The sequence below is a fragment of the Pseudomonas sp. PS02288 genome, from assembly GCF_029959715.1.
GTDB classification, from domain to species: domain Bacteria; phylum Pseudomonadota; class Gammaproteobacteria; order Pseudomonadales; family Pseudomonadaceae; genus Pseudomonas_O; species Pseudomonas_O kuykendallii.
Genome location: NZ_JASCPA010000001.1, coordinates 194,840 through 210,808 on the forward strand (window position 1 = coordinate 194,840; position 15,969 = coordinate 210,808).

A 15,969-nucleotide genomic window follows, 5' to 3' on the forward strand; every position below is an offset into this window, starting at 1 on the left:
CAGCGGATGCAAGAGTCATGTCCATCGTTCCCGGCTGGGTTGTCGCAAGCGCCACGGATTGTACGGATCACTGCTCAGTGGCGTCGATCTGGTTGTTATCTAGTGATTGATAATAGACAGAGTGGTTCAGGATGGCCGCCGAGTTGCGCCTTTTGGGGGGGAATTAGTGTCGATTGTCGACAATTTTGAGCGAATTTTCAGGGGACACAGGGCCCGCGACGAGCGTCGCGGACCTGCCGGACAAAGCCTCAGCCGCGGTAGTAGCGTTGCGCTACGAAGGGCGTCCTGGCGACGCGCATCGGTACGCGCTTGCCGCGCACCATGGCCCAGACCGGGGTGTCGATCGCCGCGTGGCTGCTCTGTACGTAGCCCATGGCGACCGGCGCGCCCAGGCTCGGGCCAAAGCCGCCGCTGCTGACCTGCCCGATCACCTGGCCTTCGGCATCGACGATCTCGGCGCCCTCACGCACCGGTACGCGCTCCTGCGGCAGCAGGCCGACGCGTTTGTTCGGCGCACCGTCGCGCTGCTGGGCGAAGATCCGCTCGGCGCCGGGGAAGCCGCCAGCGCGGGCGCCATCGGCACGCCGTGGCTTGGACATCGCCCACAGCAGGCTGGCGTCGATCGGAGAGGTGGCGGTGCTCATGTCGTGGCCGTAGAGGCACAGGCCGGCTTCCAGACGTAGCGAATCGCGAGCGCCGAGGCCGATGGGTTGTACTTCTTCCTCGGCGAGCAGCGCGCGGGCCAGCGCTTCGGCGTGTTCCACCGGCACGGAAATCTCGAAACCGTCCTCGCCGGTGTAGCCGGAGCGGCTGACGAGGCAGTCGACGCCCAGCAGTTGTACGCGGCGGAACTGCATGAAGGTCATGCCCGCGACCTCGGGCGCCAGGCGCGCCAGCACGTCCACAGCCTTCGGCCCCTGCAGGGCGAGCAGGGCGCGCGCGTCGAACAGGCTTTCGATCTCGCAGCGCGCGCCGATGCGCTGCTGCAGGTGCGCCAGGTCCTGCTCCTTGCAGGCGGCGTTGACGACCAGGAACAGCGTGTCGTCGCCGAGGTTGGCGACCATCAGGTCATCGAGGATGCCGCCGTTGTCATCGGTGAACAGCGCGTAACGCTGCATGCCTTGCGGCAGGTCGAGGATGTCCACCGGCACCAGGCTTTCCAGCGCCGCTGCGGCATCCGCGCCGCGCAGGAGGATCTGGCCCATGTGCGAAACATCGAACAGGCCGGCCTTCTCGCGGGTGTGCAGGTGCTCCTTCATTACCCCGAGCGGGTACTGTACCGGCATGTCGTAGCCGGCGAACGGCACCATGCGCGCACCGAGTTCCAGGTGCAGGGCGTGTAGCGGGGTTTTCGCCAGGGTTTCACTGGTCATGTCGTGTGTTCCTGAACAAGAGTGGTGGGAGGGGAGAACCCCTCTTCCTGGCCCTCTCCCGCAAGCGGGAGAAGGGATTGATCGGTGTGTTGCTTCGACTGTTCCTTCCCATCCTTTGCCGGCGACCGGTCAGGGGCTGGTCGCGGCTTTTCTGCCCTCGCCCGTTCACCGGAGAGGGGCCAGGGGAGAAGGCAGGTCAACATTCGATGATGTTCACGGCCAGTCCGCCGCGCGCGGTTTCCTTGTATTTGCTCTTCATGTCGGCGCCGGTCTGGCGCATGGTGCGGATCACCTTGTCCAGCGAGATGAAATGCTGGCCGTCGCCGCGCAGGGCCATGCGCACGGCGTTGATCGCCTTCACCGAGCCCATCGCGTTGCGCTCGATGCAGGGCACCTGGACCAGTCCGCCGACCGGGTCGCAGGTCAGTCCGAGGTTGTGCTCCATGCCGATCTCGGCGGCGTTCTCCACTTGCTGGACACTGCCGCCCATGACTTCGCAGAGCGCGCCGGCGGCCATCGAGCAGGCCACGCCGACCTCTCCCTGGCAGCCGACTTCGGCGCCGGAGATCGAGGCGTTCTCCTTGTAGAGAATGCCGATGGCGGCGGCGGTGAGCAGGAAGCGCACCACGCCGTCCTCGTCCGCGCCGGCAATGAAGCGCATGTAGTAATGCAGCACGGCGGGGACGATGCCGGCGGCGCCATTGGTGGGGGCGGTGACGACACGGCCGCCGCTGGCGTTTTCCTCGTTCACCGCCAGGGCGTAGAGGTTGACCCAGTCGAGCACGCTCAGCGCATCGCGCAGGTTGGCTTCCGGATTCGCGCACAGCTGTCGGTGCAGCGCGGCGGCGCGGCGCTTGACCTTGAGCCCGCCGGGCATGATGCCCTCGTTGCGGCAGCCGGCGGCGACGCAGTCCTGCATCACCTGCCAGATGCGCAGGAGACCTGCGCGGGTTTCCTGCTCCGGGCGCCAGGCGCTTTCGTTGGCGAGCATCACCTGGCTGATCGACAACCCGGATTCAGCGCAGTGGGCGAGCAGTTCGGCACCGGTGGTGAAGGGGTAGCGCAGCGACGTGCGGTCTTCGACGATACGATCGGCGCCAGCGGCTTCCTCGTCGACGACGAAACCGCCGCCCACCGAGTAGTACTCACGCGAGCGCAGTTGCATGCCGGCGGCGTCGAACGCGCGGAACACCAGGCCGTTCGGATGGAACGGCAGCGGCTTGCGGATCATCGCCAGGTGTTCCTTCTCGACGAAGCGGATCGGCTTCTCGCCCAGCAGCTTCAGCTCGCCGGAGGAGCGGATCACCGCCAGACGGCGCTCGATGGAGCCGGTATCCACGCTGTCCGGCTGTTCGCCTTCCAGGCCGAGGAGCACCGCCTTGTCGCTGCCGTGGCCCTTGCCGGTGGCGCCGAGCGAGCCGTACAGCTCGACCTTTACTCCGGTGGTCGCGTCCAGCAGGCCGTCGCGCCGCAGCCCTTCGGCGAAGCGCGCGGCGGCACGCATCGGCCCGACGGTGTGCGAGCTGGAGGGGCCGATGCCGATCTTGAACAGGTCGAAAACGCTGAGGGACATGAATCACTCTTCGGTTATGGCCGGTGAGCCGCGGGACACCTCGTTAGCCAACCCTCTCCCGTGGAAGAGGGTTGCTGGCGGAAGACCGTCGATTGCGCAGGGCGATCAGGCCTCCTGGTACGCCTCAATCGACGGGCAGGCACAGACCAGGTTGCGGTCACCGAAGACGTTGTCGACGCGACCGACCGGCGGCCAGTACTTGGCCTCCACCAGCGATGCCAGCGGATACACCGCCTGCTCGCGGCTGTACGGGTGGCTCCATTCGCCGACCAGCTCCGCCGCGGTGTGCGGGGCGTTCTTAAGCGGGTTGTCGTCGCTGTGCAGGGCGCCGCTCTCCACCGCGCGGATTTCCTCGCGGATGGCGATCATGGCGTCACAGAAGCGGTCGAGTTCCTCGCGCGATTCGCTCTCGGTCGGCTCGATCATCAGCGTGCCGGCGACCGGGAAGGACATGGTCGGGGCGTGGAAGCCGAAGTCGATCAGGCGCTTGGCGACGTCGTCGACGCTGACGCCGCTGGTTTCCTTGAGCGGGCGCAGGTCGAGGATGCACTCGTGGGCGACCAGGCCGTTGCTGCCGCTGTAGAGCACCGGGTAATGCTCTTCCAGGCGACGGGCAATGTAGTTGGCGTTGAGGATCGCCATCTGCGAGGCGCGAGTCAGGCCTTCGCCGCCCATCATGCGGATGTACATCCAGGTGATCGGCAGGATGCTGGCGCTGCCGAACGGCGCGGCGCTGACCGCGCCTTCCTTGCGCTGCATCTTGCCGTGGCCGGGCATGAACGGCGCCAGGTGTGCCTTGACGCCGATCGGGCCAACGCCCGGGCCGCCGCCGCCGTGGGGGATGCAGAAGGTCTTGTGCAGGTTCAGGTGGGACACGTCGCCGCCGAACTTGCCCGGTGCGCAGAGGCCGACCATGGCGTTCATGTTGGCGCCGTCGATGTACACCTGGCCGCCGTTGTCGTGCACCACCGCGCAGATCTCGCGGATCGCTTCCTCGAACACGCCGTGGGTGGATGGGTAGGTGATCATCAGCGCGGCGAGGCGCGCGCGGTGTTCCTCGGCCTTCTTGCGCAGGTCATCGACGTCGACGTTGCCACGCGTGTCGCAGGCGACCACGACTACGCGCATGCCGACCATGCTGGCGGTGGCGGGGTTGGTGCCATGGGCCGAGGCGGGGATCAGGCAGATGTCACGCTGCACGTCGCCACGGCTGTGGTGGTAGGCGCGGATCGCCAGCAGGCCGGCGTATTCGCCCTGGGAGCCGGCGTTCGGCTGCAGCGAGATGGCGTCGTAGCCGGTGGCGGCGCAGAGCATGCGCTCCAGGTCGTCGGTCAACTGGGTGTAGCCCTGGCTCTGCTCGACCGGTGCGAACGGGTGCAGGCTGCCGAATTCCGCCCAGGTGATCGGGATCATTTCGCTGGCGGCGTTGAGCTTCATGGTGCAGGAGCCAAGCGGGATCATCGTGCGGTCCAGCGCCAGGTCCTTGTCGGCGAGCTTGCGCAGGTAGCGCATCAGCTCGGTTTCCGAGTGGTAGCGGTTGAACACCGCGTGCTGCAGGAAGCTCGACTGGCGCGACAGCGCGGCCGGCAGGCGGCTTTCGGCGGAAGCGAGGGCGGCGAAGTCCGGCAGCGCGCCGTCGGCGAAGATCGCCCAGAGCGCCTCGACGTCGGCCGGCGTGGTGGTTTCGTTGAGCGACAGGCCCAGGCGTCCGGCGTCGATCTCGCGCAGGTTGATCCGCGCCTCGCGCGCCTTGGCATGCAGCGCGGCGGTCTTGTCGCCAGTGGCCAGCGTCAGGGTATCGAAGAAGCTCTCCTGCTCGACGGCGTAGCCCATCTCGACCAGGCCGGCGGCGAGGATCGCGGTCAGGCCGTGCACGCGCCTGGCGATCTGCGTCAGCCCCTGCGGGCCGTGATAGACGGCGTACATGCTAGCGATGTTGGCCAGCAGCACCTGCGCGGTGCAGATGTTGCTGGTGGCCTTCTCGCGACGGATGTGCTGCTCGCGGGTCTGCATCGCCAGGCGCAGTGCCGGCTTGCCGAAACGGTCCACGGAGACGCCCACCAGGCGCCCCGGCATGTCGCGCTTGAAGGCGTCGCGGGTGGCGAAGTAGGCGGCGTGCGGGCCGCCGAAGCCGAGCGGTACGCCGAATCGCTGGGCGGTGCCCAGGGCGACGTCGGCGCCGAACTCGCCGGGCGGGGTGAGCAGGGTCAGCGCCAGCAGGTCGGCGGCGACCGCCACCAGCGCGTTGGCGGCGTGGAAGCGCTCGACCAGCTCGCGGTAGTCGAAGATGTCACCGTCGGCGCCGGGATACTGCAGCAGCGCGCCGAAGTAGGCGCTGGCGTCGTCGATCTCGCGCTCGTCGCCGACCACCACCTCGATGCCCAGTGGCTCGGCACGGGTGCGCAGCACGTCGAGGGTCTGCGGCAGGCAGTGCCGGGAGGCGAAGAAGGCGTTGCTCGCCTTGTTCTTCGCCAGGCGCTTGCAGAAGGTCATCGCCTCGGCCGCGGCGGTGGCTTCGTCGAGCAGCGAGGCGTTGGCGATCGGCAGGCCGGTGAGGTCGATGATCAGCGTCTGGAAGTTCAGCAGCGCTTCAAGGCGACCCTGGGAGATCTCCGGCTGATACGGGGTGTAGGCGGTGTACCAGGCCGGGTTTTCCAGCAGGTTGCGCAGGATCGGCGCCGGCGTGTGGGTGCCGTAGTAACCCTGACCGATGTAATGGGTGAACAGCTGGTTCTTCGCGGCGATGGCCTTGATCTCGGCCAGGGCCGCGGCTTCGCTCTGGCCGGCCGGCAGGTCGAGCACGCTGGTGCCCTTGATGCTTTCCGGGATCACGCTGGCGGACAGCGCTTCCAGCGAGTCGTAGCCCAGGCTCTGCAGCATGGCGGCTGTGTCGGCCTCGCGCGGGCCGATGTGGCGGGCGATGAATTCGTTCTGCGTGCTCAGTTCGGTCATGGATCAGGCCTCGGCGTTGGCTTTCAGCAGGCGGTCGTAGGCAGCTTGGTCGAGCAGGCCGGCCACCGCATCCACATCGGACGGGCGGAAGCGGAAAAACCAGCCGCCCTCCAGCGGTTGCTCGTTGACCCGTTCCGGGCTGGCTTCCAGCTCCGGGTTGATCTCCACGACTTCACCCGCCAGCGGCATGACGATGTTGCTCGCCGCCTTCACCGATTCCAGTACCGCGACTTCGGCGCCGGCCTCATAGGCTTGCAACTCGGGGAGTTGCACGAAGACCACGTCGCCGAGTGCGTCCTGGGCGAACGCGGTGATGCCGACGGTAACCAGGCCATCGCTGTCCAGACGCAGCCATTCGTGATCGACGGTGAAACGCAACTCGCTCATGTGAACTCCTGTTGGCGACTTCCCGCTACGGTGCGGGAAAAACGATGCGCCCAAGCACGGGGCGCGGCTGGGCAGGTCATAGCAAGCCCGGTGCCATTATATAAATATCGTTATTTATCAATAAGATAGATTACTGGTGGGGCGGCAGGATGCACCGCGCTGTAGCGAAATCGATACATGGCCGGAGGTTTTCACAGAATTCAGGGACCAGAGGCTGCGCGCGCCGTGTCGGGCGGTCCGATTGTAGCGATATCGATACGCTGTTGCGAAATCGCTACGAGGCGTCGGTGGTCAGCCCTTTCGCTGGATGCCGTATTTGCGCAGGCGCTGGGCGATGGCGGTGTGGGAGGTCTGCAGCCGCTGCGCCAACTGCCGGCTGGAGGGATAGCTGGCGTAGAGCTTTTCCAGCAGAGCACGCTCGAAGTCGCCCATCGCCTGTTCCAGGCTGCCGATCTCGCCTTCGCCCTGGCGCGCCACCTCGGTCCCGGCGATGTCCAGGTCGTCGATGTCTACCAGGTGGCTCTCGCTGATCGCGGCGGCGCGGAAGATCACGTTCTGCAACTGGCGCACGTTGCCCGGCCAACGGTTGGCCAGCAGCGCTGGAAAGGTGCCGGGCGCCAGGCGGCAGGGCGGACGCTGGATCTGTGCGCAGGCCTGGGCCATGAAATGCCCGGCGAGCAGGAGAATGTCCTGGCCGCGGTCGCGCAGGGGCGGCACGTCGAGCTTGAGCACGTTGAGGCGGTAGAAGAGGTCTTCGCGAAAGCTGCCATCGCCGACCATCCTTTCCAGGTCGCGATGGGTGGCGCTGAGGATGCGCACGTCGACCTTCACTTCGCGCTCGCCGCCGACCCGGCGGAAACTGCCGTCGCTGAGAAAACGCAGCAGCTTGGCCTGCAGGTAGGGCGACATCTCGCCGATCTCGTCGAGGAACACGGTGCCTTTGTTGGCCAGCTCGAGCAGGCCCGGCTTGCCACCGCGGGCTGCACCGGTGAAGGCGCCGGGGGCGTAGCCGAAGAGCTCACTCTCGGCGAGGTTTTCCGGCAGCGCGGCGCAGTTCAGCGCGAGGAAGGGGGCGTTGCGCCGGCTGCTGGCGGCATGGCAGGCGCGGGCCACCAGCTCCTTGCCGGTGCCGGTTTCGCCGTGGATCAGCAGCGGCGCGTCGAGCACCGCGACCCGTTGCGCGCGCGCCTTGAGCGTGCGCAGCGGCGGTGAGTCGCCGAGCAGGGCATCGAAGCCCTCGGCGTGGTCGTGGTGCAGCGCCGCCAGGCGTTCGCCGATGCGGCTCGGCGAATACAACGTGAGCAGGCCGCCGGCGAGATGGCGCTGGTCGGCTTCGACGGCCTCGGTGATCGGCATCGCGTCGAGCAGCAGCGCCTGGCCGTTGAGGGTGACTTCGCGCAGCGGGAGGCGGAAGTCCTCGTCCAGCAGCGCCTGTTGCAGTTGCGCGTCGGCGAACAGCTCGCCCAGCGTCTCGCCTTCGAGCTGACGCCCGCACACCGCGATCAGTGCCGGGTTCGCCAGCAGCACCCGGCAATTGGCGTCCACCGCCAGCACCGGATCGGCCATGGCGGCGAGCAGCGCATCGAGCTGCAGGCGGCGGTGCTGGCCGGGCAGGATGTCAACCACGTTCACCGCCTGCACGCCGCTGACGTTGAACAGCGCGCCGCGCAGTTCGTCGAGCACCTGGGCGCTCAGGGTCGGCGCATCGATGTAGACGTTCGGCGGCACCATCTCGACGGCGTCGAGGTTGAGGTTGCGCCCGCCGAGCAGGGCCAGCACCTCCTGGGTGATGCCGACGCGATCGATGAAGGTGACGTGGATGCGCATGGAAATCCGGGTTCGTGAACGAGCGCGAATTATGCCCGCTACGTCGCCCCGGTGCGACGCCATGTAGTCCATCGGGAGCGGCTTTGTGGGGGGTGGCCTTATGCTACAATCGGCGCCCGGCCGGCTCCCAGGCGCCGGTCTGCAGGCGATGCCTGCCTCCCCGAGTCACCTTGTACCCCGTCGCTCGGCATTCTGTTTCGAAGGAAAATCATGACGTTCACAGCCCCGGACAGCGTGTCCGAGCAGATAGCGCGGCATATCGCCGAGCGGATCATCCATGGCCAACTCAAGGAGCGCGAGCGTATCCAGGAGATCAAGGTGGTCAAGGCGCTCAATGTCAGCCGCGGCTCGGTGCGCGAGGCGCTGCTGATTCTCGAGCGTCGGCACATGGTGGACATCCTGCCGCGACGCGGTGCCCAGGTCTGCGAGCTGACTCCGCATCACGTGAAGTCCCTGTATGCGCTGGTGACCGAGCTGTACATCCTGCTCAGCGACGCCGTTGCCGATCGCTGGCGGCGCCCGGAAGAGCTGCAGCCCTTCGTCGAGGTGCAGCAGCGCCTGATGCGGGGCATGCAGCACGAGGATGCCGATGTATTCATCCAGGCCAGCATTGATGCCATAGCCGCCACCTTCCCGTTCGCCGACAACCCCTACCTGCAAAGCGTGATCGAGAACCTGCAGCCGGCGATCGCGCGCACCTATCACCTGGCGATCGACGGGCATCCGGAGGAGATGAAGGAAATGATGGACGCCTTCGGCCACCTGTTTCAGGCGGTGATCGATCGCAATCCGCCGCGTATTCGTGAGGTAGTCGCCCGCTATTGCCAGCATAATTGCCAAATGGTGCTGGCCGCTCTGGCCAGGCGCTGAACGAATCCCCGGGGGGCGAGGCGGCACATGCGGTTGAAAAGCATCAAGCTGGCGGGCTTCAAATCCTTCGTCGACCCGACCACCGTGAGCTTTCCCAGCAACATGGCCGCCGTGGTCGGGCCTAACGGGTGTGGCAAGTCGAACATCATCGACGCCGTGCGCTGGGTGATGGGCGAGAGTTCGGCGAAGAACCTCCGCGGCGAGTCGATGACCGACGTCATCTTCAACGGCTCCAACACCCGCAAGCCGGTGACTCAGGCCAGCATCGAGCTGATCTTCGACAACTCCGACGGCAGCCTGACCGGCGAATACGCCGCCTTCGCGGAAATCTCCATCCGCCGCCGGGTCACCCGCGACGCGCAGAACACCTACTTCCTCAACGGCGTGAAATGCCGTCGCCGCGACATCACCGACATCTTCCTGGGCACCGGCCTGGGCCCGCGCAGCTACTCGATCATCGAGCAGGGGATGATCTCCAAGCTGATCGAGGCCAAGCCCGAGGACCTGCGCAACTTCATCGAGGAAGCCGCCGGCATCTCCAAGTACAAGGAGCGCCGCCGCGAGACCGAGAGCCGCATCCGCCGCACCCACGAGAACCTCGCCCGCCTGACCGACCTGCGCGAAGAGCTGGAACGCCAGCTCGAACGCCTGCACCGGCAGGCGCAGTCGGCGGAGAAATACCAGGAATACAAGGCCGAGGAGCGTCAGCTCAGGGCCCAGCTCGCCGGCCTGCGCTGGCGTGCGCTGAACGAACAGGTCGGCCAGCGCGAAGCGGTGATCGGCGATCAGGAAGTCGGCTTCGAGGCGCTGGTCGCCGAGCAGCGCAACGCCGACGCCAGCATCGAGCGCCTGCGCGACGGCCACCACGAGCTGTCCGAGCGCTTCAATCAGGTCCAGGGTCGCTTCTATTCCGTGGGTGGCGACATCGCCCGCGTCGAGCAGAGCATCCAGCACGGCCAGCAGCGCCTGCGCCAGTTTCAGGACGACCTCCGCGAAGCCGAGCGCGCGCGCCTGGAAACCGAATCCCACCTGGGCCACGACCGCACGCTGCTGGCGACGCTTGGCGAAGAACTGGCGGTCCTCGAACCCGATCAGGAAATGGCCATTGCCGCGGCCGAAGAGTCAGCGGCGATGCTCGAAGACGCCGAGGCCGGCATGCACGGCTGGCAGGAACAGTGGGACAGCTTCAACCAGCGCAGCGCCGAGCCGCGCCGTGCCGCCGAAGTGCTGCAGGCGCGCCTCCTGCAGCTGGAGCAGAGCCTGGAACGGCTCGCCGAACGCCGCCGTCGCCTGGATGACGAGCGCGCCTTGCTTGCCGCCGACCCGGACGATGCGGCGATCCTCGAACTGAGCGAGCAACTGGCCGTCAGCGACATGCACCTCGAGGAGCTCCAGGCCGCCGAGCAGGCGCTGGCCGAACGGCTCGAGCAACTGCGCGGCGAGCTGCAGCAGACGACGCGCGAGCAGCAGCAGGCGCAGGGCGACCTGCAACGCCTCGACGGTCGCATCGCATCCCTGGAAGCGCTGCAGCAGGCGGCGCTGGACCCGGGCAAGGGCACCGCCGAATGGCTGCGCGAGCAGCATCTGGATCGCCATCCGCGCCTGGCCGAGGGGCTGCGCGTCGAGCCGGGCTGGGAGCTGGCGGTGGAAACCGTGCTCGGCGCCGACCTGCAGGCGGTGTTGCTGGACGACTTCACCAGGCTTGACCTGCTGGGTTTTCAGCAGGGCGACCTGCGCCTGCTCGATCCGGGCAAACCCTCCGCACGCCATCCGGGCAGCCTGCTGGACAAGGTCGAGGCGCCGGTCGATCTGGCGCCCTGGCTGGCGCGGGTGCGGCCGGTGGAGAACCTCGACGCGGCGCTCGCCGGCCGCGCTGCGCTGGGCGAGGGCGAAAGCCTGATCAGCCGCGACGGCTACTGGGTCGGCCGGCATTTTTTACGCGTGCGCCGTGCCAGCGAGGCGGAAAGCGGCCTGCTCGCCCGCGGCCAGGAACTGGAGCGCCTGCAGGCCGAACGCGGCGAGCGCGACGCGCGCCTGGAGCAACTCGACGAGCGCCTGCAGCAGCTGCGCGACGAGCAACGCAGCCAGGAGGACAGCCGCGAGCGCCAGCGTCGCTTGCTGCAGGACGGAGCGCGCCAACAGGGCGAACTGAAGGCGCAGCTGTCCGCGCGCCAGGCCAGGCTCGAACAACTGACCCTGCGTCGCCGGCGCCTCGAAGAAGAACTCGGCGAACTGGACGAGCAGCGCGCGCTGGAGCACGAGCAACTCGGCGAAGCGCGCCTGCAGTTGCAGGACGCGCTGGACGCGATGGCCACGGACAGCGAGCAGCGCGAGCAACTGCTGGCGCAGCGCGACGCCCTGCGCGAGCGCCTCGACCGCGTCCGCCAGGAAGCCCGCCAGCACAAGGACAACAGCCATCAGCTGGCGGTGCGAGCCGGCTCGCTGAGGGCCCAGCACGATTCCACCCGGCAGGCGCTGGAGCGTCTGGAGCAGCAGTTCGAGCGCGTCATCGAACGCCGCGAGCAGCTCAGCCTCAATCTTGAGGAGGGCGAGGCGCCGCTGGAGGAACTGCGCATCAAGCTCGAGGAACTGCTCGAACGACGCATGGGCGTGGAGGAAGAGCTCAAGCAGGCGCGCCTGGCGCTGGAAGACGCCGACCGCGAGCTGCGCGACGCCGAGAAGCGCCGCACCCAAGCCGAACAGCAGGCGCAACTGCTGCGCGGCCAGTTGGAACAGCAGCGTATGGAATGGCAGGCGCTGACGGTGCGTCGCAAGGCCCTGCAGGAGCAGCTGCTCGAGGACGGCTACGACCTCCACGGCGTGCTCGGCAGCCTGCCCGCCGAGGCCAGCGAAAAGGGCTGGGAGGAGGAACTGGAGCGGCTCGCCGCGCGTATCCAGCGTCTCGGGCCGATCAACCTGGCGGCGATCGACGAATACCAGCAGCAGTCCGAGCGCAAGCGCTACCTGGATGCGCAGAACGCCGACCTCGTCGAAGCGCTGGACACCCTGGAAAACGTCATCCGCAAGATCGACAAGGAAACCCGCAACCGCTTCAAGGAAACCTTCGACCAGATCAACGGCGGGTTGCAGGCGCTGTTCCCGAAAGTCTTCGGCGGCGGCCAGGCCTATCTGGAACTAACCGGCGAAGATTTACTCGATACCGGGGTGGCGATCATGGCGCGCCCGCCGGGCAAGAAGAACAGCACGATTCACCTGCTGTCCGGCGGCGAAAAGGCACTCACGGCGTTGGCGCTGGTGTTCGCGATCTTCCAGCTCAATCCCGCGCCGTTCTGCATGCTCGACGAAGTGGACGCGCCGCTGGACGACGCCAACGTTGGCCGCTATGCCAGGCTGGTCAAGGAGATGTCGGAAACCGTGCAGTTCATCTACATCACCCACAACAAGATCGCCATGGAAATGGCCGATCAACTGATGGGGGTGACGATGCACGAGCCGGGTTGTTCGCGACTGGTGGCGGTGGACGTCGAAGAGGCAGTTGCGTTGGTCGAAGCCTGAGCGAGGCACTGCACTTTAACCGTTCGTCGTGCTAGCTTAGGGACCCATTTCAGTATGCGCGGAAAACACCTGTAAGAACATACAGTTGCCGCGTTTCAAGGGGCAGGATGCCCTTCTTCATTTTTCATATTTCAAGGTAGGGGTCATAGGATTTCATGGAGCTGCGCTATTGGCTGATCGTTGTCGGTATCATCGTAATCGTCGGCATCCTGTTCGATGGCTGGCGGCGCATGCGCGGCGGTAAAGGCAAACTCAAGTTCAAGCTCGACCGTAGTTTCTCCAACCTGCCCGATGACGAAGGCGACCCCGAACTGCTCGGCCCGCCGCGGGTGATCGAGCGCAACGCGCACAACGAACCGCAGCTGGACGAAGGCGATCTCCCGTCCATGAGCGCGCGTGACGGCAAGCGTCGCGGCGAGCCGCGCCAGGGCGACCTGGAGCTGGGCGGCGAAGAGCCGGTGCCGACCCTGCTCAGCCCCGTCGACGAAGACCTCGCTGCCGGCAAAGGCGAACCCCGCGACCTGCCGCCGGTGGAGGAAGTGCTGGTGATCAACGTGATTTCCCGCGACGCGCTCGGCTTCAAGGGCCCGGCGCTGTTGCAGAACATCCTCGAAAGCGGCCTGCGCTTCGGCGAGATGGACATCTTCCATCGTCATGAAAGCATGGCCGGCAATGGCGAAGTGCTGTTTTCCATGGCCAACGCGGTCAAGCCGGGCACCTTCGATCTGGACGATATCGACCTGTTCAGCACGCCGGCGGTGAGCTTCTTCCTCGGCCTGCCAGGCCCGCGTCATCCCAAGCAGGCCTTCGACGTGATGGTCGCCGCCGCGCGGAAACTGTCCCAGGAGCTCAACGGCGAGCTGAAGGACGACCAGCGCAGCGTGCTGACCGCGCAGACCATCGAGCACTACCGCCAGCGCATCGTCGAGTTCGAGCGCCGCGGGCTGACGATGAGACGCTGATTCGTTTCCTGGCCAGGGACCTCGCGCTCCTCGCCGCCAGTCAAAGAGAGCAGCCGTGGCTGCTCTTTTGCTTTTTCGAGACACGAGAATGACCGACGCCGCCCTACCTGCCCAGCAGGCCGCCGAACGCATCGCCGCCCTGCGCAGCGAGATCGATGCGCACAACTACCGCTATTACGTCCTCGACGAGCCGAGCGTTCCGGACGCCGAGTACGACCGCCTGTTCAAGGAACTTCGCGCCCTGGAGGCCGAGCATCCCGAACTGGTTACCGCCGAGTCGCCAACCCAGCGTGTCGGAGGCGAAGCGCTGGCGGCGTTCGGCCAGGTGCGCCACGAAGTGCCGATGCTCAGCCTGGGCAACGCCTTCGAGGAACAGGACCTGCTGGACTTCGACCGCCGCGTGCGCGAAGGCCTGGACCTGCCGGCCGGCGATCTGTTCGGCGGCGGCGCCGAGGTGGAGTACAGCTGCGAGCCCAAGCTCGACGGCCTGGCGGTGAGCCTGCTCTACGAAAACGGCCAGCTGGTGCGCGGCGCCACGCGCGGCGACGGCAGCACCGGCGAAGACATCAGCGCCAATGTGCGCACCGTGCGCAACATTCCACTCAAGCTGCACGGCAGCGGCTGGCCGGCGGTGCTGGAAGTGCGCGGCGAAATCTACATGCCCAAGGCGGGCTTCGAGGCGCTCAACGCGCGGCAGCTGGAGAAGGGCGGCAAGACCTTCGCCAACCCTCGCAACGCCGCCGCCGGCAGCCTGCGCCAACTCGATCCCCGGATCACCGCGTCGCGGCCGCTGGAACTCTGCGCCTACGGTGTCGGGCGCAGCGACGGCGGTTTGCCGGGCAATCACATCGACATGCTCAAGGCGCTGAAGGGCTGGGGCCTGCCGATCAGCCGCGAGCTGAAGCTGGCAAAGGGCATCGCCGAATGCCGGGCCTACTACCAGGCGATCGGTGAGAAACGCGATGCGCTGGCCTACGAGATCGATGGCGTGGTGTTCAAGGTCAACGACTTCGCCCAGCAGCGTGAATTGGGCTTTCGCGCCCGTGAGCCGCGCTGGGCCATCGCGCACAAGTTCCCGGCGCGCGAGGAAATCACCGAGCTGCTGGGCGTCGAGTTCCAGGTTGGCCGCACCGGCGCGATCACCCCGGTAGCGCGGCTGAAACCGGTGCAGGTGGCGGGCGTGACGGTGTCCAACGCGACCCTGCACAACATGGACGAAGTGGCGCGCCTGGGCGTGATGATCGGCGACAGCGTGATCGTCCGTCGCGCCGGCGACGTGATTCCGCAGATTCTCGGTGTGATCGCCGAGCGCCGCCCGGCCGATGCGCGCGCGGTGCATGTCCCGGAGCGTTGCCCGGTGTGCGGCTCGGCCGTCGAGCGCACCCAGCTGATCAAGCGCAGCAAGGGCCGCGAATCGGTCAGCGAAGGCTCGATCTATCGCTGCGTCGGGCGGCTCGCCTGCCAGGCGCAACTCAAGCAGGCGATCATCCATTTCGTCTCGCGCCGCGCCATGGATATCGACGGCCTGGGCGACAAGATCGTCGAGCAACTGGTCGACAAGGGCCTGGTGGCGTCGCCGGCGGACCTCTACACGCTGACCTACGAACAGGTCGTCGAGCTGGAAGGCTTCGCCGAGCTGTCGACGAAGAACCTGCTGGCGTCCATCGACAAGAGCCGCACGCCCAGCCTGGCGCGCTTCATCTTCGCCCTCGGCATTCCCGATGTCGGCGAGGAGACGGCGAAGTTGCTGGCCCGCGCGCTCGGCTCGCTGGAACGCATCGGCAAGGCGTTGCCCGAGGTGCTCACCTACCTGCCGGACGTGGGCGGCGAAGTGGCCCACGAGATCCACAGCTTCTTCGGGGACGCGCACAACCGCGAGGTGATCGCCCAGTTGCGCGAGCGCGGCGTCAGGTTCCAGGAGGAGGGCGAGCTGCACGCCGAATTCGCTGCCTGCGCTAGCCTGGCCGGTTTCATCGACAAGCTGAACATTGCCTTCATCGCCGCCACTGGTGCGAATAGGCTCGCCGAAAAAGCCGCCACCCGTGCCAAGGGCGTGCCCGGCGTTGCCGAGGTGATCGCGCTGGCCCGCGACTGGGTCGACCTGTCGACCACCAAAGGCATCAACGAGCGCGCTCGGCAGTCGGTGCGCGAGTGGTTCGCCATAGAGAAAAACGCCAAGCGCGCGCTTGCCATCGAGAAACAACTGCGCGAATTCGGCATGCACTGGGACAGCGAGCGCAAAGCCGCCGCCGGGCTGCCATTGGCCGGCCAGACTTGGGTGCTCACCGGCACGCTGGAGGCGATGAGCCGCGACCTGGCCAAGGAGCGGCTGGAGGTGCTGGGCGCCAAGGTCGCCGGCTCGGTATCGGCGAAGACCCACTGCGTCGTCGCCGGGCCGGGCGCCGGCTCCAAGCTGACCAAGGCCAACGAGCTGGGACTCAAGGTGCTGGACGAAGCGCAGTTCATCGCCGAGCTGGAAGCGCTGCAGCAGTAGGCCGGTGGTCGTTGC

The 15,969-nt window shown here is 66.9% G+C and carries 9 protein-coding genes; 4 read left to right on the plus strand and 5 right to left on the minus strand.

What is annotated here, in order from left to right:
- Window positions 1-248: 248 nt before the first annotated feature.
- The 5 genes from gcvT to QMX85_RS00950 all read right to left on the minus strand — a co-directional run bounded on the left by gcvT (window position 249) and on the right by QMX85_RS00950 (window position 8,112).
- A complete protein-coding gene (gene gcvT, locus QMX85_RS00930; RefSeq protein ID WP_282338295.1) occupies window positions 249-1,373 on the minus strand; it encodes a glycine cleavage system aminomethyltransferase GcvT in 1,125 nt (374 codons plus the stop codon).
- A gap of 196 nt (window positions 1,374-1,569) precedes the next feature.
- A complete protein-coding gene (locus QMX85_RS00935) occupies window positions 1,570-2,946 on the minus strand; it encodes an L-serine ammonia-lyase (protein ID WP_282338296.1) in 1,377 nt (458 codons plus the stop codon).
- Window positions 2,947-3,051: 105 nt separating this feature from the next.
- On the minus strand, window positions 3,052-5,898 hold the full coding sequence (gene gcvP, locus QMX85_RS00940; RefSeq protein ID WP_282338297.1) for an aminomethyl-transferring glycine dehydrogenase: 2,847 nt from the start codon (window positions 5,896-5,898) through the stop codon (window positions 3,052-3,054).
- Between the two features lie 3 nt (window positions 5,899-5,901).
- Entirely contained in the window at window positions 5,902-6,285 is a 384-nt protein-coding gene (gcvH, locus tag QMX85_RS00945; protein WP_090229438.1) for a glycine cleavage system protein GcvH, read from the minus strand.
- A gap of 291 nt (window positions 6,286-6,576) precedes the next feature.
- A complete protein-coding gene (locus tag QMX85_RS00950; protein ID WP_282338298.1) occupies window positions 6,577-8,112 on the minus strand; it encodes a sigma-54-dependent transcriptional regulator in 1,536 nt (511 codons plus the stop codon).
- A 210-nt stretch (window positions 8,113-8,322) separates the two neighbouring features.
- Here QMX85_RS00950 and QMX85_RS00955 point away from each other — a divergent pair, with 210 nt between their 5' ends.
- The 4 genes from QMX85_RS00955 (at window position 8,323) to ligA (ending at window position 15,954) form a co-directional block, all read left to right on the plus strand.
- The gene (locus tag QMX85_RS00955; protein ID WP_282338299.1) at window positions 8,323-8,982 is read left to right on the plus strand and encodes a GntR family transcriptional regulator; all 660 of its coding nucleotides are present in this window, start codon (window positions 8,323-8,325) and stop codon (window positions 8,980-8,982) included.
- A gap of 27 nt (window positions 8,983-9,009) precedes the next feature.
- On the plus strand, window positions 9,010-12,498 hold the full coding sequence (smc, locus tag QMX85_RS00960; protein WP_282338300.1) for a chromosome segregation protein SMC: 3,489 nt from the start codon (window positions 9,010-9,012) through the stop codon (window positions 12,496-12,498).
- 155 nt (window positions 12,499-12,653) lie between these two features.
- Window positions 12,654-13,460 (plus strand): cell division protein ZipA, encoded by an 807-nt coding sequence (gene zipA, locus QMX85_RS00965; RefSeq protein ID WP_282338301.1) that lies wholly within the window; start codon window positions 12,654-12,656, stop codon window positions 13,458-13,460.
- Window positions 13,461-13,548: 88 nt separating this feature from the next.
- Window positions 13,549-15,954: an NAD-dependent DNA ligase LigA gene (gene ligA, locus QMX85_RS00970; protein WP_282338303.1), complete on the plus strand. Its 2,406-nt coding sequence runs from the start codon at window positions 13,549-13,551 to the stop codon at window positions 15,952-15,954.
- The last annotated feature ends 15 nt before the right edge of the window (window positions 15,955-15,969 follow it).